This window comes from Azospirillum largimobile (genome assembly GCF_977007025.2).
Window position 1 is genome coordinate 536,868 of sequence record NZ_CDRMUA020000005.1, and the last position, 21,492, is coordinate 558,359.

Sequence of the window (21,492 nt, forward strand, 5' to 3'; positions counted from 1 at the left end):
ATTTTTTTCGATCGGTCTCGACGAATTCACCCTGCCGCCTCGTATCAAAGGCACACGAAAAGACCGGGGCGGCCCTGCGGCCGTCCTGAAAAGCGTCGGGACAGTCATGACGATTCGTTGGAAGCCGGTGGTCACCGGTGTGGTTCTTGCCGGTCTGGTCGGCGGCATCGGTTACGCGGTTCAGCAGAAGCTGACGCCTCCTGCCGCGCCGCAATCCGCCGGTGCCGGCGCCCCTCCCGGCCCACCTTCCGGCCCCGGGGGCGGCGCCCGCAGCGCCGTGGTGGCGGTGCAGGCCGGCACGGTGGCGCGCGAGGATGTGCCGATCTGGTTCGACGGCATCGGCACGATCCAAGCCTTCAACACCGTCACCGTGCGCGCCCGCGTCGACGGCGAGCTGCAGCGCGTCTCGCTGCAGGAAGGGCAGCTGGTGAAGGCCGGCGACCTGCTGGCGACCATCGATTCCCGCGCGCTGCAGGCCCAGCTGGCCCAGGCCGAGGCGAAGAAGGCGCAGGACGAGGCGCAGCTCGCGAACGCCCGCCGCGACCTGGAGCGCAACATGAACCTGAAGGAGTTCGCGTCGCGCCAGACGGTCGACACCCAGCGCGCGCTGGTCGCCCAGTACGAGGCGCAGATCCGCGCCGACGAGGCGGCGATCGAGGCGGTGCGGGTCCAGCTGAACTACACCACCGTCACCGCTCCGATCAGCGGCCGCATCGGCCTGCGCAACGTCGACCAGGGCAATGTGGTGCGGGCCAGCGACCAGAGCGGCATCGCCACCATCACCCAGATCCAGCCCATCGCCGTGCTCTTCACCCTGCCGGAAAAGCAGCTTCCCGCCGTGCTGGCCGCCCAGGCGCAGGGTCCCGTCAAGGTGGAGGTGCAGGACCGCGAGGGCCGGCGCGTGCTCGACACCGGCTCGCTGGCCGTGGTGGACAACCTGATCGACAGCGGCACCGGCACCATCCGCCTGAAGGCGCAGATGCCAAACGACCCGCAGAAGCTGTGGCCCGGCCAGTTCGTCAATGTCCGCCTGCTGTCCACAATCCGTCGCGACGCCACCACCGTGCCTTCGACCGTGGTCCAGCGCGGGCCGCAGGGCACCTACGCCTACGTCATCAAGGACGACCTGACGGTGGAGCAGCGCCCGATCAAGGTCGCCCGCCAGGAGGAGAACAAGGCGATCATCGACGAGGGCCTGACCCCTGGCGAGCGCGTGGTGGTGGACGGCCAGTACCGCCTGCAGCCCGGCTCCAAGATCCGCATCGTCGAACCCATCGCGTCCGCCGCACCGGTTGGGGCCGCCCCCGTCGGCACCGCTCCCGCCGCGAATGCCCCCGCCATGGCTCCGCCCGCCGGCACCGCGCCCGATCCGGCCGCGCGCGAGGAGCGGCGGCGCGAGCGCCAGCAGCAGCGCGAGAACAACGGCGCCACTCCCCCTCCCGGCCAGCCCGGCCAGCGTGAGGGGCGGCAGCCCTCATGAACATCTCCGCCCCCTTCATCCTGCGGCCGGTCGCCACCGGGCTGCTGATGCTGGCGGTCGTGCTGCTCGGCCTGCTGGGCTACGGCGCGCTGCCGATCTCCTCGCTGCCGACGGTGGATTTCCCGACGGTGCGCGTCACCACCCAGCTGCCGGGGGCGGCCCCCGACGTGATGGCGTCCTCCGTCACCGCACCCCTGGAACGCCAGCTCGGGCAGATCGCCGGCATCTCCTCGATGATCTCGACCAGTTCCTTCGGGCTGTCGGTCATCACCCTGCAGTTCGACCTGTCCCGCGACATCGACGCCGCCTCGCAGGACGTGCAGTCGGCGATCAGCGCCGCGTCGGGCACGCTGCCCAAGGGCCTGCCGAATCCGCCGGTCTACGACAAGGTCAACCCGGCCGACACGCCGGTCATGGTGCTGGCGCTGAGTTCGGAGTCCCTGCGGCTTGAAACCGTCAGCGACGCCGCCGACACGCTGCTGGCGCAGAAGCTGTCCCAGGTCGAGGGCGTCGGCTATGTCGGGATCGAGGGGGGCTTGCGCCCCGCAGTGCGCGTGCAGGTCAACCCCGCCGCCGTCGCAGGTCTCGGGCTGACGCTGGAGGATGTGCGGACCACCATCACCCAGGCCAACGTCAACGCGCCCAAGGGCAGCTTCGACGGCCCACGCCAGTCCTGGTCGATCGGCGTCAACGACCAGATCGAGACCGCCGCCGCCTACCGCCCGATCATCGTCACCTACAAGAACGGCGGCCCGGTGCGGCTGTCCGACATCGGCACCGTGGTCGATTCGGTGGAGAACACCCGGCTGGCGGCCTGGCATGACGGCAAGCCGGCGGTGCTGCTGAACGTGCTGCGCCAGCCCGGCGCCAACATCATCGAGACGGTGGACCGCATCCGCGCCCTGCTGCCGTCGCTCCAGGCCACGCTGCCGCCGCAGATCCACATGGCGGTGCTGACCGACCGGACGGAGACCATCCGCGCCTCGGTGGTCGACGTGCAGAAGACGCTGGTGCTGACCGCCGGGCTGGTGGTGATGGTGATCTTCCTGTTCCTGCGCAAGGCGTGGGCGACGGTGATCCCGGCGGCGGCGCTGCCGCTGTCGCTGATCGGCACCTTCGGCATCATGGCGCTGTGCGGCTTCAGCCTGGACAACCTGTCGCTGATGGCGCTGACCATCGCGTCCGGCTTCGTCGTCGACGACGCCATCGTGATGATCGAGAACATCGTCCGCTACATCGAGAAGGGCGAGAAACCGCTGCCGGCGGCCCTCAAAGGCGCCCGCCAGATCGGCTTCACAGTCGTGTCCCTGACCCTGTCCTTGATCGCGGTGTTCATCCCGCTGCTGTTCATGGGCGGCGTGGTCGGCCGGCTGTTCCGCGAGTTCGCCATCACGCTGTCCATCGCCGTGCTCGTGTCGGCGGTGATCTCGCTGACGCTGACGCCGATGATGTGCGCCCGCCTGCTGAAGCCCGAGACGGACAGCAAGCCCAACGCCTTCTTCCGCTGGACCGAGCGCGGTTTCGACGCGCTGCTGAACGGCTACGCCGCCTCGCTGCGCGTCGTGCTGCGCCACCAGCCGGCGACCCTGATCTTCACCATCGCGACGCTGGCCGCCACGCTCTACCTCTATACCGTGGTGCCCAAGGGCTTCCTGCCGCAGCAGGACACCGGCGTCATCATCGGCGTCACCGACGCCGCCCCCTCCATCTCGGTCAAGGCGATGGCGGAGCGCCAGCGCGAGGTCGCCGACATCGTGCGCCGCGATCCCGACGTGTCCGGGGTGGCGAGCTTCGTCGGCACCGGCACGGTCAACGCCACCACCAACACCGGCAGCCTGACCATCGCGCTGAAGCCGCGCGACGAACGGACCTCCTCGGCCGAGGAGATCATCGCCCGCCTGCGCGCGGCGACCTCCGGCCTGAAGGGCGTCTCGCTGTTCATGCAGGCGGTGCAGGACGTGCAGATCGACAGCCGCGTCAGCCGCACCCAGTACCAGTATGTCCTGCAGGACGCCGACCCGCGGGAGCTGGAGAACTGGACCCCGCGCCTGCTGGACGCGCTGCGCGCAAGGCCGGAGCTGACCGACGTGGCGACCGACCAGCAGCCGGACGGGCTGCAGGTCTACCTGACCATCGACCGCGATGCCGCCAGCCGCCTGAATGTGCTGCCGCAGGCCATCGACGACACGCTGTACGACGCCTTCGGCCAGCGGCAGGTCTCCACCATATACACCCAGACCAACCAGTACCGCGTGATCCTGGAGGTGGAGCCGTCCTTCCAGATGGATCCGGCGTCGCTGTCCAAGATCTATGTGAAGTCCGGCAACGGAGGCGTGGTGCCCTTGGGCGCGGTGGTGTCGGCGGAGCGCAAGACCGCTCCCCTGGTCATCACCCACCAGGGACAGTTCCCGTCCGTCACCCTGTCCTTCAACGTGGCGCCCGGCGTCTCGCTGGGTGCCGCGGTGGCGGCGATCCAGGAGGCGCGGGAAAGCATCGGCATGCCCGACACCGCGACGGCGCGGTTCGCCGGCACCGCGGCGGAGTTCCGCACGTCGCTGGAAACCCAGCCCTGGCTGATCCTGGCGGCGGTGGTCGCGGTCTACATCGTGCTGGGCATCCTGTACGAGAGCACGATCCACCCCGTCACCATCCTGTCGACCCTGCCGTCGGCGGGTATCGGCGCGCTCCTGGCGCTGATGGCGACCGGCCACGACCTGTCGCTGATCGCGCTGGTCGGCATCGTTCTGCTGATCGGCATCGTCAAGAAGAACGCCATCATGATGATCGACTTCGCGCTGGAGGCCGAACGCCACCAGGGCATGGCGCCGGAGCGCTCGATCTACGAGGCCTCCCTCCTGCGCTTCCGGCCGATCATGATGACGACGATGGCGGCGCTGCTGGGCGCCCTGCCGCTGGCGCTGGAGAACGGCACCGGATCGGAACTGCGCAAGCCGATGGGCATCGCCATCGTCGGCGGGCTGGTGCTGAGCCAGGTGCTGACGCTCTACACCACGCCGGTGGTCTATCTCTACATGGACCGGCTGGGCACCCGCCTGCGGCGCTGGCTGCGGCCGGGGTCCAAGGCGGCGGCGCTGCCGGGCAACGACCGGGCGCCCGGCCGTGCGGCGGCGGAGTAGACCGCCCATGGCATCCCCCGCAAACTCTTCGTCCAAGCTGTCGCTCTCCGCCCCCTTCATCGCACGGCCGGTCGGCACCTCGCTGCTGATGGTCGGGCTGATGATCCTCGGCATGGTCGCCTACCGCTTCCTGCCGGTGGCGCCGCTGCCGCAGGTGGAATTCCCGACCATCGTCGTCACCGCGTCGCTTCCCGGCGCCAGCCCGGAGACGATGGCGGCCTCCGTCGCCACCCCGCTGGAACGGCGGCTGTCGCGCATCGCCGGCATCACGGAGATGACGTCGAACAGCAGGCTCGGCAGCACCTCCGTCGTCGTGCAGTTCGACCTGGACCGCGAGGTGGAGGCGGCGTCACGCGACGTGCAGGCGGCCATCAACGCCGCCGGCGGCGACCTGCCGGCCGACCTGCCCAGCCCGCCGAAGATGCGGCGCATCAACCCGGCCGACGCGCCGGTGATGACGCTGGCCATGACCTCCACCACGCTCGCGCCGTCGGAGCTGTACAATCTGGCCGACAGCGTGATCGGCCAGCGGCTGAGCCAGATCGAGGGGGTGGCCCAGGTCTCCATCAACGGGGCGGAGAAGACGGCGGTGCGCGTGCGGGTCAACGCCGCCGCCGCGGCCAACATGGGCGTCAGCCTGGAGACGATCCGCAGCGCCATCTCGCGCGCCAACGCCAACGGTCCCAAGGGCAGCTTCGACGGCCGCCATGAATCCTGGTCGATCGGGGCCAGCGACCAGCTGTTCGGCGCGGACGCCTACCGCCGGCTGATCGTGACCGAGAAGAACGGCGCCACCATCCGTCTCGGCGACGTCGCCGAGGTGATCGAGGCGCCGGAGAACAGCCGCACCGCCGCCTGGCAGGACGGCCAGCGCGCGGTGCTGATCAACATCCAGAAACAGCCGGGCTCCAACGTGGTGGAGACGGTGGACCGGGTGAACGCCGAATTGCCGACCCTGCGCGGCTGGATGCCGCCGGGGGTGCAGCTTTCGGTGCGCACCGACCGCACGCCGACCATCCGCGCCTCCATCGACGACGTGCAGAAGACGCTGGCGATCACCGTGGCGCTGGTGGTGATGGTGATGGCGCTGTTCCTGCGCCGCCTGTGGGCCACGGTCATCCCGGCGGCGTCGGTGCCGCTGTCGCTGGCCGGCACCTTCGGCGTGATGTGGATCGTCGGCTACAGCCTGGACAATTTCTCGCTGATGGCGCTGACCATCTCGGTCGGCTTCGTGGTGGACGACGCCATCGTCGTCATCGAGAACATCGTCCGCCACATCGAGAAGGGCGCCAAGCCGCTGGAGGCGGCGGTGAAGGGCGCCCGGCAGGTCGCCTTCACCGTGGTGTCGATCAGCCTGTCGCTGGTCGCCGTCTTCATCCCCATCCTGTTCATGGGCGGCATCCAGGGCCGGCTGTTCCGCGAATTCGCCGTGGTGCTGTCGGTCGCCATCGCCGTGTCCGCGGTGGTGTCGCTGACCCTGACCCCGATGATGTGCGCCCACCTGCTGCAGCCGGAGTCGGAGCGCAAGCCCCCTGGCCGGCTCGCCCGCGCTCTTGCCTGGATCGGTGACCGGCTGTTCGGGCTCTATGCCGACGGGCTGGACTGGGTGCTGGCCCATCGCCGCACCATGCTGGCGGCGACCTTCGCCATCATCGGCGTCAGCGTCTGGCTCTACGGGCAGGTGCCGAAGGGCTTCGTGCCGCAGCAGGACACCGGGCTGCTGATGGGCTTCAGCGACCCGCCGCCGGACATCTCCTTCACCGCCATGGTCACGCGCCAGCGCGCCTTGCAGGAGGCGGTGGCCGGCGACCCGGCGGTCGCCAGCGTCGGCGGCACCATCGGCGGCGGCGGGCCGGGCGGCAGCTATTCCGGCCAGATCTACATCGCGCTGAAGCCGAAGACGGAGCGCGAGGATCTGGCGACCGTCACCCAGCGGCTGCGCATGCGCGCCGGCCGGGTGCCGGGGGTGCAGCTGTTCCTGATGCCGGTGCAGGACATCCGCGTCGGCGGCTTCCAGGGCCGCAGCCAATACCGCTACAGCCTGCAGGATCCCGACATCGGCGCGCTCAACGAATGGGCGCCCAAGCTGGTGGAGAAGATGCGCACCCTGCCGGAGCTGGTGGACGTCGCCAACGACCGCCAGAACGGCGGCATCCAGGCCAACGTGATCGTCGACCGCGACGCCGCCTCGCGCCTCGGCGTGTCCTTGAGCGCGCTGGAGGCGACGCTGTACGACGCCTTCGGCCAGCGGCAAGTCTCCACCATGTATCTGGCACAGAACCAGCACAAGGTGGTGCTGGAGGTCGATCCGCGCGAGGCGCTCGGCCCCGACGACCTGAAGCGCATCCATGTGCCGGGCCGCGACGGCATGGTGCCGCTGTCGGCGGTGTCGCGCGTCGTCATCGGCAACCAGGCGTCCAGCATCCAGCACCAGAGCGGCTTCCCGGTCGCCAACCTGACCTTCGACCTCGCGCCCGGCGTCTCGCTGTCCCAGGCGACCGAGGTGATCCAGCGCGCGGCGGAGGACATCGGCATGCCGGCCGGCATCCGCGCCGGCTTCCAGGGCGACGCGCGCGCCTTCCAGCAATCCTCGTCCAGCCAGCCGCTGCTGATCCTGGCGGCGCTGATCACCATCTACATCGTGCTGGGCGTGCTGTACGAAAGCCTGATCCACCCGCTGACCATCCTGTCCACCCTGCCCTCGGCCGGGCTGGGGGCGCTGATCGCGCTGATCCTGACCGGCTACGACCTGTCGATCGTGGCCTTGATCGGCATCATCCTGCTGATCGGCATCGTCAAGAAGAACGCCATCATGATGATCGACTTCGCCCTGGAGGCGGAGCGGGAGCGCGGCCTGTCGCCTTTGGAGGCGATCCGCGAGGCCGGCCTGGTCCGCTTCCGCCCGATCATGATGACGACGATGGCGGCGCTGCTGGGCGCGGTTCCGCTCGCCTTCGACTACGGGACCGGCGGCGAGATCCGCCGCCCGCTGGGCGTCGCCATCATCGGCGGCCTGCTGGTGAGCCAGATGCTGACGCTCTACACCACGCCGGTGGTCTATCTGACGCTGGAACGGCTGGCGATGCGGCGGCGGCGGCGCGCCGCCATCGCCGCCCCGGCGGAATAGGGGGGCGGCGGATGGGTGCCCTGATCCTGCTCCACTGGACAAGATCCCCTCTCCCCCTCGGGGAGAGGGTTAGGGTGAGGGGGATCCGCTTCATGGATTTCTTCGGCTGCGCCGAACCCCCTCATCCCAACCTTCTCCCCAGGGGGGAGAAGGGGATTTCTCCACGCTGGCACCCCCTTGCGCTCTTGGGCATAGTTCTCGCCCACGGCATGAGCGGACCCCCGGTGATCGAGGCCAGCGGCACGGACGACGAGTTGATGGCCCGCGTGGCCGGCGGCGATGCCGCGGCGTTCGACCGGCTGGCCGCCCGCCACATGCGCCGCGCCGTGGCGCTCGCCCAGCGGATGACCGGCAACCCGTCCGATGCCGACGAGATCGCGCAGGAGGCCTTCCTGCGGGTCTGGCAGCATGCCGGGCGCTGGGACGGCGGGCGCGCCGCCTTCACCACCTGGCTCTACCGCATCGTCATGAACCTCGCCATCGACCGCGGCCGCCGTCCCGGCTGGTCGCCGCTGGAGGAGGCCGGCGATCCGCCCGACGAGAGCCCCGACGCTGTCGACCGCATCGCCGAGCGCCAGACGGCGGAGCGCGTCAACCGGGCGCTGGCAGCATTGCCGGACCGCCAGCGCGCCGCGGTGGTGCTGTTCCATCAGGAGGGGCTCAGCCTGCGGCAGGCCGCCGATGTGCTGAGCATGGGTGAGACCGCCTTCGCCTCGCTGCTCGCCCGCGCCCGCTCCGCGCTGAAGACCGCGCTCTCCGCCGGAGACGGTCCATGAAGGAGGAACCAATGACCGACGACCAGTTCCTCCGCCACCTGGACGAGTACGGCGCCTCCACGGAACGCTGGCCGCCCGAGCTGCGTGCCGGGGCCGAGGCCGCGCTTGCCCGTTCGCCTGCACTGCGGGCGGCGGCGGACGAGGCCCTCGCCTTCGACCGGCTGCTGGCCGGCAGCCCGCCGGCGGTGGAGGATGCCCGCATCGGCCGCCTGCTTGCGACGGTCGGTGCCGCCGCCCGCGCCGTGCCGCAGGACGGGCTGGCGCTGCTGTTGCTGGGGCGGATGCCGCGGCGGACGGTGGCGGGCTTCTGCGCCGCCCTGCTGGCGCTGGGCTGGCTCACCGGCGGCTGGCTCGCCGGGACGCTGCCGGCGCCCGCCGTCCAGGCACCGCGCGGCCAGGAACTGGCCCTGCTGCACGATGACGTCGTCACGCTGTTCGACGGAGAGTCCCGATGAGCGGTCTCGCCGCGCCCCGTCAAATCCTGCGGCGGCCAAGCCTGCGCACGCTGGCGCTGGCCTCGCTGGCGCTGAACCTGTTCTTCGGCGCGATGTTGGTCGCGACCTTCCGCCATCCTCCCCCGCCCCCTCACCAACCGATGCCCGACCGCTTCGTCGAGCGGATGGCGGCCGACCTCACCGATGCCGACGCGCGGCGCCTGCGTGCCGCCTTCGAGCCGCTGCGCCCGCGTTATGACACGCTGACCCGCGAGTATCACGAGGCCGGACAGCGGGTGCGCGCCCTGCTGCAGGCCGATCCCGTCGACTACGGCTCCCTGCGCGTCGCGACCGAAGCGGCCCGCGCCAAGCGCCGCCAGATGGGCGAACTGACGGAGGAAACCGTCCTGTCCATCCTGCCCGACCTGTCCCCCGCCGGGCGCCTGCGGCTGGTCGGCGGTCCGGGTTCCCCCGGCATGCCAGGTATGCCCAAAAAATAAGCAAACCCAGTCATCCACAGGCCGGACAGGCCGGCCGGAAGGATGTGGATGATTCTGTTCGGGGATTGCGCACACATCTATCCACAGATTCTGTGGAGAAGAAAACCGGCAGAAATTTTATCCACACAAATTCACAAGTTATCATCCCCAAGTTTTATCGCCCGTCTTCCCGACGATCCTTGTATCCACCGCCGATCCGGCATATCCAAATAACGAGGATCGGCAAGATTGGTGGAGGATCGTCATGATCGGAGATCCGTTTCATCCAAAGAAGGCGACGATCTCTTTGCGCGTTGATCGCCGAATCAAAGATGTCGCCAAGAATTACGCACGCCAGCGGCAGACGCCTTTGGCCGAGGTCATGCGCGACCTCTTGGCCCGCTATGTCGCCGAATGCGCACGCGAGAATGCCCAGGCCGCGCCGGACCTGTTGAAGGACCGGCCGGCGCAATATGTGGATTTCGCCAAGCTGGAAGGGCTGATGGGCCGGCGGGAATAAATGCGGGGCGGCCGGTGTGGTGCAGCAGCAGTGTCACTGCGCATCTCCTGAACACGGCTCCTCCGTTTTGCCAATGATCCGGATCAAATGGCGCGCGCGTAAGTCCCGTATGGCTGACGCGCGGGCTGGGCGTCTCTATTTGGCGCGGTCTGTCGTAGACTGTTCCCATGCTGACGCTTCGACATCTGGCGATAGACACCGTCCGGGAGAACGTCGCCTTCCTCAACCGGCGCTGCGCCCGGTACCATGTCGAGGATTTCCTCGGTCTGGGCCGGGTGGAGGTGCGGAACGACGGCCGTTCCCTGCTGGCGGTGCTGAACATCGTCGACGACCCCGCCATCGTCGGCCCCGACGAGATCGGCCTGTCCGATCCCGCCTTCCGCCAGCTGGGACTGGCCGAGGGCTCCGCCGTCCATCTCGTGCCCCCCACTCCGCCCGAGAGCTTCGAACTGGTACGCGCCAAGGTCGGCGGCGCCGCCCTGACCGACGCGCAGCTGGCCGCGATCATCCGCGACATCACCGACCAGCGCTATTCCAAGATCGAGATCGCCGCCTTCCTGATCGCCTGCGCCAGCTTCATGACGACGGCGGAGGTGCTGGGCCTGACCCGCGCCATGATCGCCGCCGGCACCCGGCTGCACTGGCAGGATTTGGGCACAATCGCCGACAAGCACTGCATCGGCGGCATTCCCGGCAACCGCACCTCGATGATCGTGGTGCCGATCGTCGCCGCCCATGGCCTGCCGATACCGAAGACCTCGTCGCGCGCCATCACCTCGCCCGCCGGCACCGCCGACACCATGGAGGTGCTGGCGAATGTCGACGTTCCGATGGAGCGCATGCAGACCCTGGTGCGCGAGGCCAAGGGCTGCCTGGTCTGGGGCGGCCATGTCCGGCTGTCGCCGGCCGACGACATCCTGATCTCGGTCGAGCGCCCGCTCGCCATCGACACCCGCGAGCAGCTGGTCGCCTCCATCCTGTCGAAGAAGGTGGCGGCGGGATCCACCCATCTGCTGATCGACATCCCCGTCGGCCCCAGCGCCAAGATCCGCACCCCCGGCGAGGCGGTGCGCCTGCGCAAGCTGTTCGAGCATGTCGGCGACAGCCTCGGCCTGACGCTGGAGGTGGCGACCACCGACGGCTCGCAGCCGGTCGGGCGCGGCATCGGCCCGGTGCTGGAGGCGCGCGACGTGATGGCCGTGCTGCGCAACGACACGGCCGCCCCCGCCGACCTGAAGGAGCGCGCCCTGCTGCTGGCCGGCCGCATCCTGGAATTCGACCCCGCCGTCCGCGGCGGCAGCGGCAACCGCCGGGCGCGCGACCTGCTGGAATCCGGCGCCGCGCTCGCCGCCATGGAGCGCATCATCGCCCTGCAGGGTCCGCCGCCCGCGGTGGCGATGCTGGGCTCCCTGGTTGCGGAGGTCGCGTCGCCCGCCGACGGGGTGGTGTCGTCGCTCGACTGCTACCGCCTCGCCCGCATCGCGCGGCTGGCCGGCGCGCCCACCGACAAGGGCGCCGGCATCGACCTGCTGCGCAAGGTGGGCGAGCGGGTGCGCCGCGGCGAACCGCTCTACCGCATCCACGCCAGCACCAACGCCGACTTCACCTTCGCCCAGGCCTTTGCGGCGGACGACAGCGGGGTGCGGGTGGCGGCGGGAGGTGAGGTGAGGTGAGCAGGAGCCAATCCCCTTCTCCCCCCTGGGGAGAAGGTCGGGATGAGGGGGTTCGGCGCAGCCGAAGAGAGCCACGAAGCGGTTCCCCCTCACCCTAACCCTCTCCCCGGGGGGAGAGGGGATAGACCAGAAGGAGCAGACCCATGTCCCTGTCGCTGACCTTCCATGGCGCCGCCGGCACGGTGACCGGCTCCTGCTTCCGCCTGTCCACGCCGAACGGCGACGTGCTGATCGATTGCGGGATGTTCCAGGGCACCAAGACGATTCGGGAACTGAACTACCGCCCCTTCCCCTTCGATCCGTCCTCGATCGCCGCGGTCCTGCTGACCCATGCCCACATCGACCATTCCGGCCTGCTGCCGAAGCTGACCCGTCTCGGCTTCCGCGGCCGCATCTACGCCACCGGCGGAACGGTGGACCTGCTGGAATACATGCTGCCCGACAGCGGCTACATCCAGGAGGGCGAGGTGGAGCGCCTCAACCGCCGCAACCGCCAGCGCGGCCGGCCCCCGGTCCAGGCGATCTACACCCAGGACGACGCCATCCGCAGCCTGCGCCGGCTCCGCCGTGTCGAGTACGACCGCTGGACCGAGATCCTGCCCGGCTTGCGCGCCCGCTTCTGGCAGGCCGGCCATATCCTGGGTTCCGCCTCCATCGAGGTGGAAGCAACGAATGGCACCGGCGACCCCACCCGCATCCTGTTCTCCGGCGATCTCGGCCCCGGCGGCAAGAGCTTCCACGCCGACGCCGACGGGCCGGAGCGGCCGGACTGGATGGTGCTGGAGACCACCTACGGCGACCGCGACCGCACCGACTTGGACGAGGCCGGGCGGCAGGCGGTGCTGCGCGCCGAAGTGGCGGCAGCGCTGGCGGCGGGCGGCGTCCTGCTGATCCCGGTCTTCGCGGTGGAACGCACGCAGGAACTGCTCTACGACCTCGACTGCCTGTTCGACGGCGGCCAGCTGCCGACGGTGGACGTCTTCCTCGACTCGCCGCTCGCCGACGCCGTGACCGGCGTCTTCCGCCGCCATCTCGACGATCTGGAGACCGATGGCGACCCCTTCACCCGCGCCAATTTCCACCATGTCCGCGGCGTGCCGGAAAGCCAGCGCCTGAACAGCATCTCCGGCGGCGCCATCATCATGGCGGCCAGCGGCATGTGCGACGCCGGCCGCATCCGCCACCACCTGAAGAACCGCCTGTGGCGCCCGCAGGACACCGTGCTGCTGGTCGGCTATCAGGCCCCCGGCACGCTGGGCCGCCTGCTGCAGGAGGGCACCCCGCGCGTCCGCATCCATGGCGAGGAGATCGCCATCAAGGCGAAGGTGCGCTCCATCGACGTCTATTCCGGCCATGCCGACCGCTCCACCCTGCTGGACTGGGTGGAGGCGCGGCACGGCGTCGGCCACGGCCTGTTCCTGATCCATGGCGAGGAGGCCGCCCGCGCCTCCATCCGGCAGGCCCTGCTCGACAAGGGCTGGTCGCCGGAGCGCATCGCCCAGCCGGCGCTGGACGACCGCGTCGACCTCGCCGCCCCGCGCCCGCTGGCCCCGACAGACCGTCACCCACGCCTCGCCCCTGCCGAACTCGCCGGCCGGGACTGGCACAACCATTATGCCGAAGCGCTGTTGACCCTGCGTCGCACGCTGGATGCCGCGCCCGACGACGCGGCGCGCGAACGCATCCTGGCCGGCGTGATGGGGGCGCTCGACACCACCGGCAAAGCAGGCAAGGGAGCGCAGCCATGACCCTCAAGCGCCTTCTGATCGCCGTGGTCCTGCTGGCGTTGCTCGGCGCCGGCGCCGCCTATGGCTGGCGGGCGATGCAGGGCAACCGCCTGCCCGCCGGCTTCGCCTCCGGCAACGGCCGGATCGAAGCGAACGAGATCGACGTCGCCACCAAATACGCCGCCCGCGTCCTGACCATCCCGGTGCAGGAGGGCGATCTGGTGGAGGCCGGCGCCGTCATCGCCACGCTCGACACCCGCGACCTGGAAGCGCAGCTCCGCTCCGCCGAGGCCCAGCTGCGCCAGACCCGCCGCGCCCGCGACGAGGCCGTCGCCCTCGTCGCCCAGCGCGCCAGCGAGGCCGATTTCGCCGCCAAGGAGATGGAACGGGCGCTGATCCTGTTCGGCAAGGGTCATGTCGCCGAACAGCGCGTCGATCAGGCCCGCAACAGCCGCCGCACCGCCGACGCGGCACTCGAAGCGGCCAAGAGCCACCTCGCCAGCGCCGACGAGGCCATTGCCGCAGCGGCCGGCGATGTGGACCGTCTGACCGATCTGGTCGCCGACGGCGTGCTGAAGGCGCCGCGCAAGTCGCGCGTCCTCTACCGCCTGTCCGAACCCGGCGAGGTTCTGGCCGCCGGCGGCAAGGCGGCGACGCTGCTCGACCTGTCCAACGTCTACATGACCTTCTTCCTGCCGACCGACACGGCGGGAAACCTGGCGCTCGGCGCCGACGCCCGCATCCTGCTGGACGCCGTTCCCGACACCGCGATCCCCGCGACCGTCACCTTCGTCGCCCCACGCGCCCAGTTCACGCCCAAGCAGGTGGAGACCAAGTCCGAACGCGACCGCATGATGTTCCGCGTCAAGGCCCGCGTGCCTGAAGCACTGGTCACCCGCTACATCGAGCGGGTGAAGACCGGCCTGACCGGCATGGCCTATGTGAAGCTGGACGACACCGCGGTCTGGCCCGACTGGCTGGAATCGAAGCTGACGCGGGAGGTGACCTCTTCCCCACCCGTATCCCCCTCTCCCCCCCGGGGAGAGGGTCGGGGTGAGGGGGAGGCACAGCGTGACTTCGCCGAGAATCAGACACCCTCCGCTACCCAATCCCCGCCACGCATCCCCCTCACCCTGACCCTCTCCCCGGGGGGGAGAGGGAACACCGCTCCGGGCGGAAGTTCATGACTCCCGCCCCCACCCCCGCCCCCGCCGTCTCGCTGTCGGGCGTGCGGCACCGCTATGGCGGGACGGTGGCGCTGGAGGACGCCTCCCTCGACATCCCCGCCGGCGTCAGCGTCGCAGTCATCGGCCCGGACGGCGTCGGCAAATCGACCCTGCTAGGCCTGATCTCCACCGCCAAGAAAATCCAGCAGGGCAGCGTCCGCGTGCTCGGCACCGACGTCGCCGACCGCCATGGCCGCGCCGCGCTCCAGCCGCGCATCGCCTACATGCCGCAGGGTCTCGGCCGCAACCTCTATGCCGAACTCAGCGTCGCCGAAAACCTGCAGTTCTTCGGCCGCCTGTTCGGCCTGGATGCCGCAGAGCGCCGGCACCGCATCGCCGACCTGCTGGAGGCGACCGGCCTCGCCCCCTTTCCCGACCGCCCGGCCGGCAAGCTGTCGGGCGGCATGAAGCAGAAGCTCGGCCTGTGCTGCGCCCTGCTGCACGACCCCGACCTGCTGATCCTCGACGAGCCGACGACCGGCGTCGATCCGCTCTCCCGCCGGCAGTTCTGGGAGCTGATCGACCGCATCCGCGCCGGCCGCCCCGGCATGACCGTGCTGGTCGCCACCTCCTACATGGACGAGGCGGAGCGCTTCGACCGGGTCGTGATGATGAACGCCGGCCGCCTGCTGGCCCACGACACTCCCGCCGCGGTCAAGGCGCAGACCGGCGCCGCCGACCTGGAGGAGGCCTTCGTCGCCCTGCTGCCGGAGGATGCCCGGCGCGGCCATGAACGCCTGATCGTCCCGCCCCGCCCGCCGGAGCCCATCGGCGCCGAACCGGCCATCGAGGCGATCGGCCTGACCCGCCGCTTCGGCGATTTCACCGCCGTGTCGGACATCAGTTTCCGCATCGGCCGCGGCGAAATCTTCGGCTTCCTGGGCTCCAACGGCTGCGGCAAGACCACCACCATGAAGATGCTGACCGGCCTGCTCCCCGCCACCGCGGGCGAAGCGCGGCTGTTCGGCCGGCCGGTGGACGCCGGTGACCTGGAGAGCCGCCGCCGCGTCGGCTACATGGCGCAGGCCTTCTCGCTCTATGGCGAGTTGACGGTGCGCCAGAACCTGGACCTGCACGCCCGCCTGTTCGACCTGCCCGACTCAGAGCACCGCCTCGCCGAACTGGTCGAGCGCTTCGGCCTCTCCCCCTACATCGACGCGGTCGCCGACCGCCTGCCGCTCGGCGTGCGGCAGCGGCTGTCGCTGGCCGTCGCCATCCTGCACGGCCCGGAGCTGCTGATCCTCGACGAGCCGACCTCCGGTGTCGACCCGGTGGCGCGCGACCAGTTCTGGCGCGACCTGATCGCCCTGTCGCGCGACCAGGGGGTGACGATCTTCGTCTCCACCCATTTCATGAACGAGGCGGCACGCTGCGACCGCGTCGCCTTCATGAACGCCGGCCGCGTCATCGCCGCCGGCCCCCCCGACGAACTGCGCCGCCAGCAACAGGCCGACAGCCTGGACGACGCCTTCATCGGTTTCATGGGTGATGCTCAACTCGACACCCCGCAGAATCCCCCTCTCCCCCCCGGGGAGAGGGTCGGGGTGAGGGGGACGCACCGTGTGCCTTCCCCAAGAATCCTCGCCACGCTCCCCCCTCACCCTAACCCTCTCCCCGCCTCTCGGCGAAGCTTCGCTTCGCCTGCCGGCAACACAAGCGAAGCTTGTGTTGGGGGGGAGAGGGGACTTAAGTCTTCCCCCCTCTCCCGCCGCCGTCTCCTCGCCTACGCATGGCGCGAAACCCTCGAACTCCGCCGCGACCCCGTCCGCCTGACCGTCGCCCTGCTCGGCACCGTCCTCCTCATGCTGGTCTTCGGCTTCGGCATCACCATGGATGTGGAGAACCTGACCTTCGCCGTCCTCGACCACGACCGCTCCCCCGAGAGCCGCGCCTATATCGAGCAGTTCGACGGCTCCCGCAGCTTCCGCGCCACCCCGCCGGCCATTGACGCCCGCGACCTCGCGCTCCGCCTGCAACGCGGCGAGGCGTCGCTGACCATCGAGATCCCCGAAGGCTTCGGCCGCGACCTCCGCCGTGGCCGCGTCCCGGAGGTGGCGGTGCGCATCGACGGCGCCATGCCCTTCCGGGCGGAGACCATCCAGGGCTACGTCGCCGGCCTGCACCAGCGCTTCATCCAGGATGCCGCCATCGCGTCCGGCGTCATCCTGCCCGCTTCACCGGCGACCCTGGAGATGCGGTATCGGTACAATCAGGCCTTCCGCAGCCTCGACGCCATGGTGCCCAGCACCATCGGCCTGCTGCTGGTCTTCATCCCCGCCATCCTCGCCGCCCTCGGCGTGGTGCGCGAAAAGGAACTGGGATCCATCACCAACCTCTACGTCACCCCGGTGACTCGGCTGGAATTCCTGCTAGGCAAGCAGTTGCCCTACATCGGGCTCGCCGCCTTCAACCTGCTGCTGATGGTGGTCATGGCGGTCACCCTGTTCGGCGTGCCGGTGAAGGGCAGCCTGTTCGGGCTTCTGCTTGGCGGGCTGGTCTATGTGGTGGCGACCACGGCGCTGGGGCTGCTGATCTCCGTCTTCACCGCGACCCAGACGGCGGCGGTGTTCGGCACCGCCATCGTCACCATGCTGCCGGCGACACAATTCTCCGGCATGCTGCAGCCGGTCTCCACCCTGGAAGGCGGGGCGTGGCTGTTCGGCACGCTGTTCCCGACCACCCATTTCCTGAAAATCTCCGTCGGCGCCTTCACCAAGGGCTTGGGCCTGCCGGAGCTTCTCCCCTTCATCCTGGCGACCGCCGCCTTCGTGCCGGTGTTCCTGGCGCTCGGCGTCGCCTTCCTGCCGAAACAGGAGCGCTGAACCATGACGCGCTTCCTCCGCAACAGCCTGACATTGGCGCGCAAGGAGTGGATCAGCCTTCTGCGCGACGTCTTCATGCTGGGCTTCGTCGTCTATTCCTTCACCTTCTCCGTCTACAGCCAAGCGACCGGCATCTCGCACGAGCTGCACAACGCCGCCATCGCCATCGTCGACGAGGACCGCTCGACCCTGTCGCAACGGCTGGCCTCCAGCTTCCATGGCCCCGAGTTCCAGACCCCGGCGATGATCGGCCATGCCGAGGTCGATCCGGCGATGGATTCCGCCCGCTACACCTTCGTCCTCGACATCCCGCCCGATTTCCAGGCCGACGTGCTGGCTGGCCGCAGCCCGGCGATCCAGCTGCTGATCGACGCCACCGCGATGATGCAGGCCGGCATCGGCGCCGGCACCATCCAGGGCATCGTCGAGGACGAGGTCGGCCGCTTCGTCCGCCGCGAGGCCGACGGCAGCGCCGCCCCGGTCAGCCTGCAGGTCCGCGTCGCCTACAACGAGGCGCTCGACACCAAATGGTTCACCGGCACCATGTCGGTGGTCAGCAACGTCACCATGCTGGCGGTCCTGCTGGCCGGCGCCGCACTGATCCGCGAGCGCGAACACGGCACGCTGGAACATCTGCTGGTGATGCCGGTCCGCCCGGCCGAGATCATGGCCGCCAAGGTTCTGGCCAACGGCGCGGTGATCCTGGTGCTGACGCTGGTGGCGCTTTACGTGGTGCTGCGCGGCCTGCTGTCGGTGCCGCTGGCCGGCTCGGTCCCGCTGTTCCTGGCCGGGACGGCGCTGTACCTGTTCTTCGCGACGGCGCTCGGCATCTTCCTCGGCACCGTGGCGCGGTCGATGCCGCAGCTGGGCTTGCTATTCATCCTGATCGTGCTGCCGATGAACATGCTGTCCGGCGGCTTCACCCCGCTGGAAAGCGAGCCGGAATGGCTGCAAATGGCGATGCAGCTGTCACCTTCGACCCATTTCGTCGCCTTCGCCCAGGCGATCCTGTTCCGCGGCGCCGGCTTCGACGTGGTGTGGCCGCGGTTCGCGGCGACGGCCGGGATCGGTGCGCTGTTCTTCGCCTGGAGCCTGGCGCGGTTCAGGAGGCACTTGGCGAGTTTCAGGTGAGGGGGCGTTCTTGCCCCCACCCTAACCCTCCCCCGCTGGGCGGGGGAGGGGATAAGTGCTTGTTCGGGAAGGCAGCGGCAGTCCCTCCCCCGCCCAGCGGGGGAGGTTAGGTGGGGGCACCGTCAGCAGACGATTCCCCACCCTCAAACCTCAGTGCGCCGACCCGCCGCCCTCAAACGACGGCGCGCTCAGCCCCGAAGCCACCAACTGCTCGATCAGCGCGCCCTTCAGCCGCTCCAGCCCTTCCTGGCTGTAGGACTCGGCGCGGGCCACCAGCACGTCCTGGGTGTTGGACGCGCGCAGCAGCCACCAGCCGTCGTCGGTCGTCACGCGGACGCCGTCGATGTCGTTGACCTTGGCGCCCGACGCCTTGACGCGGCCCTTGACCTCCTCGACCACCGCGAACTTGCGTTCCTCGTCGATCTGGAAGCGGGTCTCCGGCGTATTGACCATGTCCGGCAGGCCGTCGCGCAGGTCCGCCAGCGTGGTGTTCAGCTTGCTGACCAGCCCGACGAGACGGACGCCGCAATACAGCGCGTCGTCGAAGCCGTACCACTTGTCGGCGAAGAAGATGTGGCCCGACATCTCGCCGGCCAGCGGCGACCCGGTCTCCGCCATCTTGGCCTTCAGAAGCGAGTGGCCGGTCTTCCACATCAGCGGATTGCCGCCATGCTTGGCGATCTCATCGAACAGGGCCTGGCTGGCCTTGACGTCGGCGATGATGGTGGCGCCCGGGTGGCTCTTCAGCACGTCGGCGGCATAGAGCGCGACCAGCTGGTCGCCCCACACCACGCGGCCCTTGTGGTCGATGGCGCCGATGCGGTCGCCGTCGCCGTCGAAGCCGATGCCGATGTCGCAGCCATGCTCCGCCACCGCCTTCTTCAGGTCGACCAGATTGGCCTCGACCGTCGGGTCCGGGTGGTGGTTGGGGAAGTTGCCGTCGATGTCGTCGAACAGCAGGACATGCTTGCCCGGCAGCTTGGCGGTCAGGCGGCGCAGGATCTCGCCCGACGCGCCGTTGCCGGCGTCCCAGGCGATCTTCAGGTCGCGGGTGCCGTCATAGTCCTTCAGCAGGCGGGTGACGTATTCGTCCTGGACGTCGATCTTCTCCGACGAGCCCTGGCCCTGCTCCCAGTCGGCCTTGGCCGCCATGGTGCCGAGTTCCAGGATCTGCTGGCCATAGACCGGACCCTTGCCCAGCATCATCTTGATGCCGTTGTAGTCCGGCGGGTTGTGCGAGCCGGTGATCATGATGCCGGCCGCCGCCTCGCGGTCGCGGGTGGCGAAATACAGCATCGGCGTGGGGCCGAGCCCGATGCGCAGGACGTGCAGGCCGGTGGAAACCAGCCCCTCGACCAGCGCCTCCTCCAGTTCCGGCGAGGACAGACGGCCGTCATAGCCGACGCAGACCGTCTTGCCGCCCTTGCGCACCACCACGGTGCCGAAGGAGCGGCCGACCGCGCGGGCGTCTGCCGGGGTCAGCGTCTTGCCGACGATGCCGCGGATGTCGTACTCGCGCAGCACCGTGGGGTGGAAGGTATGGGCTTCGCTCATCGTCTCGTTAGTCCTCTGTTGGACGCCGTCTTTGGACCGTCAGCCGCGGTCCATCCCACCCGCCGGCGACGGCCGGCCGATGGAGGTATAGGTGAAGCCGGCCTTCGCCATGTCCTCGGGGTTGTAGATGTTGCGCAGGTCGATCATCACCGGCCGCTTCAGCATCGACTTCACCCGACGCAGGTCGAGCGCGCGGAATTCGTTCCACTCCGTGAGAATAGCGACGCAATCGGCCCCTTCCAAGGTGCCGTAGGCGTCCTTCGCCCACTCCACGCCGGGAAGCAGCTTCTCGGCCTCGTGCATCGCCGCCGGGTCGAAGGCGCGCACATGGGCACCCGCCGCCTGAAGCGCCGGGATGATGTCCAGAGACGGGCTGTCGCGCATGTCGTCGGTGTTCGGCTTGAAGGCGACGCCCAGCACCGCGACGGTCTTGCCGTCCACCGACCCGCCGCAGGCGGCGATGATGCGCTCGGCCATCTGCTTCTTGCGCTTGTCGTTGATGTCCACCACCGTCTCGATGATGCGCAGCGGGCTGCCCACCTGCTGGGCGGTGCGGACCAGCGCCAGCGTGTCCTTCGGGAAGCAGGACCCGCCGTAACCCGGGCCGGGGTGCAGGAACTTCTTGCCGATGCGGCCGTCCAGCCCGATGCCGCGCGCCACGTCATGGACGTTGGCGCCGACCTTCTCGCACAGGTCGGCGATCTCGTTGATGAAGGTGATCTTGGCGGCCAGGAAGGTGTTGGCGGCGTATTTCGTCAGCTCCGCCGTCTCCAGCGAGGTCACCACGATCGGCGTCTCGATCAGGTAGAGCGGCCGGTAGAGCCGGCGCATCACGTCGCCCGCGCGGTCCGACGTGGCGCCGATGACGACGCGGTCCGGCCGCATGAAGTCGCCGATGGCGGAGCCTTCGCGCAGGAATTCCGGGTTGGAGGCGATGTCGAACTCGGCGTCGGGCCGGACGCGGCGGATGATCGCCTCCACCTCGCGGCCCGTGCCGACCGGGACCGTCGACTTGGTCACCACCACCGTGTAGTGGTCGAGATGCTGGGCGATCTCCTCGGCGGCGCCGTAGACGTAGGACAGGTCGGCATGGCCGTCGCCGCGGCGCGACGGAGTGCCCACCGCGATGAACACGGCGTCGACGCCCTGCATCGCCTCCTTCAAATCCATGGTGAAGGACAGGCGGCCGGCGGCGACGTTGCGGGCGACGAGGTCGTCCAGGCCGGGCTCGTAGATCGGAATCTCGCCGCGCTTCAGCCGCTCGATCTTGCCGGCGTCCTTGTCGACGCAGCAGACGTGCACGCCGAACTCGGAAAAGCAGGCGCCGGAGACCAGGCCGACATAGCCCGTGCCGATCATCGCTATGCGCATCGCGTCCCCCTCAAGTCCTTGAAAGTCAGGAAACC

Annotated in this window: 14 protein-coding genes; 12 read left to right on the plus strand and 2 right to left on the minus strand. The window is 69.5% G+C overall.

The genetic code is table 11. The features are described from left to right. Positions 1-106: 106 nt before the first annotated feature. The 12 genes from ACWPKK_RS27210 to ACWPKK_RS27265 all read left to right on the plus strand — a co-directional run bounded on the left by ACWPKK_RS27210 (position 107) and on the right by ACWPKK_RS27265 (position 18,532). Positions 107-1,480, plus strand: coding sequence for an efflux RND transporter periplasmic adaptor subunit (locus tag ACWPKK_RS27210; RefSeq protein ID WP_452010677.1), 1,374 nt, complete (start codon positions 107-109; stop codon positions 1,478-1,480). Next, on the plus strand, positions 1,477-4,617 hold the full coding sequence (locus ACWPKK_RS27215) for a multidrug efflux RND transporter permease subunit (protein WP_452010680.1): 3,141 nt from the start codon (positions 1,477-1,479) through the stop codon (positions 4,615-4,617). The genes ACWPKK_RS27210 and ACWPKK_RS27215 overlap by 4 nt, the downstream gene beginning before the upstream one ends. Positions 4,618-4,624: 7 nt before the next feature. Next, the gene (locus ACWPKK_RS27220) at positions 4,625-7,744 is read left to right on the plus strand and encodes an efflux RND transporter permease subunit (protein WP_452010683.1); all 3,120 of its coding nucleotides are present in this window, start codon (positions 4,625-4,627) and stop codon (positions 7,742-7,744) included. 209 nt (positions 7,745-7,953) lie between these two features. Further along, entirely contained in the window at positions 7,954-8,520 is a 567-nt protein-coding gene (locus tag ACWPKK_RS27225; RefSeq protein WP_452010686.1) for an RNA polymerase sigma factor, read from the plus strand. Continuing rightward, a complete protein-coding gene (locus tag ACWPKK_RS27230) occupies positions 8,517-8,975 on the plus strand; it encodes a hypothetical protein (protein WP_452010689.1) in 459 nt (152 codons plus the stop codon). The genes ACWPKK_RS27225 and ACWPKK_RS27230 overlap by 4 nt, the downstream gene beginning before the upstream one ends. Continuing rightward, entirely contained in the window at positions 8,972-9,454 is a 483-nt protein-coding gene (locus ACWPKK_RS27235; protein ID WP_452010692.1) for a periplasmic heavy metal sensor, read from the plus strand. The genes ACWPKK_RS27230 and ACWPKK_RS27235 overlap by 4 nt, the downstream gene beginning before the upstream one ends. 244 nt (positions 9,455-9,698) lie before the next feature. Continuing rightward, complete coding sequence (locus ACWPKK_RS27240) at positions 9,699-9,953, plus strand: hypothetical protein (protein WP_081506015.1); 255 nt, start codon at positions 9,699-9,701, stop codon at positions 9,951-9,953. A 167-nt stretch (positions 9,954-10,120) separates the two neighbouring features. Beyond that, complete coding sequence (locus ACWPKK_RS27245) at positions 10,121-11,626, plus strand: thymidine phosphorylase family protein (protein ID WP_452010696.1); 1,506 nt, start codon at positions 10,121-10,123, stop codon at positions 11,624-11,626. Between the two features lie 143 nt (positions 11,627-11,769). Beyond that, positions 11,770-13,374, plus strand: a complete 1,605-nt coding sequence (locus ACWPKK_RS27250; protein ID WP_452010699.1) for an MBL fold metallo-hydrolase — start codon at positions 11,770-11,772, stop codon at positions 13,372-13,374. Then, entirely contained in the window at positions 13,371-14,540 is a 1,170-nt protein-coding gene (locus ACWPKK_RS27255) for an HlyD family secretion protein (protein ID WP_452010702.1), read from the plus strand. The genes ACWPKK_RS27250 and ACWPKK_RS27255 overlap by 4 nt, the downstream gene beginning before the upstream one ends. Next, complete coding sequence (gene rbbA / locus ACWPKK_RS27260) at positions 14,537-17,401, plus strand: ribosome-associated ATPase/putative transporter RbbA (RefSeq protein WP_452010705.1); 2,865 nt, start codon at positions 14,537-14,539, stop codon at positions 17,399-17,401. The genes ACWPKK_RS27255 and rbbA overlap by 4 nt, the downstream gene beginning before the upstream one ends. Positions 17,402-17,404: 3 nt before the next feature. Next, the gene (locus ACWPKK_RS27265) at positions 17,405-18,532 is read left to right on the plus strand and encodes an ABC transporter permease (protein ID WP_452010708.1); all 1,128 of its coding nucleotides are present in this window, start codon (positions 17,405-17,407) and stop codon (positions 18,530-18,532) included. Between the two features lie 150 nt (positions 18,533-18,682). Here ACWPKK_RS27265 and pgmG read toward each other — a convergent pair whose 3' ends face one another. Both pgmG and ACWPKK_RS27275 read right to left on the minus strand, forming a co-directional pair. Then, complete coding sequence (pgmG, locus tag ACWPKK_RS27270; protein ID WP_452010711.1) at positions 18,683-20,086, minus strand: phosphoglucomutase/phosphomannomutase PgmG; 1,404 nt, start codon at positions 20,084-20,086, stop codon at positions 18,683-18,685. Between the two features lie 39 nt (positions 20,087-20,125). Then, positions 20,126-21,457, minus strand: coding sequence for a UDP-glucose dehydrogenase family protein (locus tag ACWPKK_RS27275; RefSeq protein ID WP_452010714.1), 1,332 nt, complete (start codon positions 21,455-21,457; stop codon positions 20,126-20,128). Between the last annotated feature and the right edge of the window lie 35 nt (positions 21,458-21,492).

Bases quoted from the DNA above. Each gene is read 5' to 3' on its own strand.
- ACWPKK_RS27215 (WP_452010680.1), top strand. From the start codon at position 1,477: ATGAACATCTCCGCCCCCTTCATCCTGCGGCCGGTCGCCACCGGGCTG.
- pgmG (WP_452010711.1), bottom strand. From the start codon at position 20,086: ATGAGCGAAGCCCATACCTTCCACCCCACGGTGCTGCGCGAGTACGAC.
- ACWPKK_RS27220 (WP_452010683.1), top strand. From the start codon at position 4,625: ATGGCATCCCCCGCAAACTCTTCGTCCAAGCTGTCGCTCTCCGCCCCC.
- ACWPKK_RS27275 (WP_452010714.1), bottom strand. From the start codon at position 21,457: ATGCGCATAGCGATGATCGGCACGGGCTATGTCGGCCTGGTCTCCGGC.
- ACWPKK_RS27250 (WP_452010699.1), top strand. From the start codon at position 11,770: ATGTCCCTGTCGCTGACCTTCCATGGCGCCGCCGGCACGGTGACCGGC.
- ACWPKK_RS27255 (WP_452010702.1), top strand. From the start codon at position 13,371: ATGACCCTCAAGCGCCTTCTGATCGCCGTGGTCCTGCTGGCGTTGCTC.
- ACWPKK_RS27240 (WP_081506015.1), top strand. From the start codon at position 9,699: ATGATCGGAGATCCGTTTCATCCAAAGAAGGCGACGATCTCTTTGCGC.
- ACWPKK_RS27235 (WP_452010692.1), top strand. From the start codon at position 8,972: ATGAGCGGTCTCGCCGCGCCCCGTCAAATCCTGCGGCGGCCAAGCCTG.
- ACWPKK_RS27210 (WP_452010677.1), top strand. From the start codon at position 107: ATGACGATTCGTTGGAAGCCGGTGGTCACCGGTGTGGTTCTTGCCGGT.
- rbbA (WP_452010705.1), top strand. From the start codon at position 14,537: ATGACTCCCGCCCCCACCCCCGCCCCCGCCGTCTCGCTGTCGGGCGTG.
- ACWPKK_RS27265 (WP_452010708.1), top strand. From the start codon at position 17,405: ATGACGCGCTTCCTCCGCAACAGCCTGACATTGGCGCGCAAGGAGTGG.
- ACWPKK_RS27245 (WP_452010696.1), top strand. From the start codon at position 10,121: ATGCTGACGCTTCGACATCTGGCGATAGACACCGTCCGGGAGAACGTC.
- ACWPKK_RS27230 (WP_452010689.1), top strand. From the start codon at position 8,517: ATGAAGGAGGAACCAATGACCGACGACCAGTTCCTCCGCCACCTGGAC.
- ACWPKK_RS27225 (WP_452010686.1), top strand. From the start codon at position 7,954: ATGAGCGGACCCCCGGTGATCGAGGCCAGCGGCACGGACGACGAGTTG.